Origin of the sequence: Rathayibacter sp. AY1E2, assembly GCF_002932325.1 — a bacterium.
Taxonomy (GTDB): Bacteria; Actinomycetota; Actinomycetes; order Actinomycetales; family Microbacteriaceae; genus Rathayibacter.
Genome location: NZ_PSVO01000046.1, coordinates 1,682 through 2,959 on the forward strand (window position 1 = coordinate 1,682; position 1,278 = coordinate 2,959).

Genomic DNA, 1,278 nt, shown 5'->3' on the forward strand with positions numbered 1-1,278 from the left:
TCATCAAAGGGATTCAGATACTTAGCACTACTGGATTGTCTTGGGCGGTTCTTCGCCGGTACGGGAATATCAACCCGTTGTCCATCGACTACGCCTGTCGGCCTCGCCTTAGGTCCCGACTTACCCAGGGAAGATTAGCTTGACCCTGGAACCCTTGGTCTTCCGGAGGACGGGTTTCTCACCCGTCTTTCGCTACTCATGCCTGCATTCTCACTCGTGTGGCATCCACGGCTGGTTCACACCGCCGCTTCACTCGCCACACGACGCTCTCCTACCCATCAACACGGCTGGACCACGAAGGCCTACCACTAATGTCAATGCCACAACTTCGGTGGCGTGCTTGAGCCCCGTTACATTGTCGGCGCGGAATCACTTGACCAGTGAGCTATTACGCACTCTTTCAAGGGTGGCTGCTTCTAAGCCAACCTCCTGGTTGTCTGTGCAACTCCACATCCTTTCCCACTTAGCACGCGCTTAGGGACCTTAGTTGGTGGTCTGGGTTGTTTCCCTCTCGACTATGAAGCTTATCCCCCACAGTCTCACTGCTGCGCTCTCACTTACCGGCATTCGGAGTTTGGCTGACGTCAGTAAGCTTTTGGGCCCCATCGGCCATCCAGTAGCTCTACCTCCGGCAAGAAACACGCAACGCTGCACCTAAATGCATTTCGGAGAGAACCAGCTATCACGAAGTTTGATTGGCCTTTCACCCCTATCCACAGCTCATCCCCTCCATTTTCAACTGAAGTGGGTTCGGTCCTCCACGACGTCTTACCGTCGCTTCAACCTGGCCATGGATAGATCACTTCGCTTCGGGTCTAGACCCTGCGACTGAATCGCCCTATTCGGACTCGCTTTCGCTACGGCTGCCCCACACGGGTTAACCTCGCCACAGAGCACTAACTCGCAGGCTCATTCTTCAAAAGGCACGCCGTCACCCCTACAAGGAGGCTCCGACGGTTTGTAAGCAAACGGTTTCAGGTACTATTTCACTCCCCTCCCGGGGTACTTTTCACCTTTCCCTCACGGTACTTGTCCGCTATCGGTCATCTGGGAGTATTTAGGCTTATCAGGTGGTCCTGACAGATTCACACGGGATTTCTCGGGCCCCGTGCTACTTGGGATACTCTTCACGCCATAACACCATTTCGACTACGGGGCTCGCACCCGCTCTGGCCAGGCGTTCAAACCTGTTCGTCTATGATGCGCTGTAACGTTCACCGGCCGGCAGACCGGAACGAAAAGTCCCACAACCCCGGCCATGCAACCCCTGCCGGGTAT

General features: G+C 55.3%; 1 rRNA gene (running past both ends of the window). It reads right to left on the reverse strand.

Features of this window, described 5'->3' with window-relative positions:
* Positions 1 to 1,278 (reverse strand): 23S ribosomal RNA (locus tag C5C49_RS16565) (it extends past both window edges: 1,641 nt to the left, 177 nt to the right).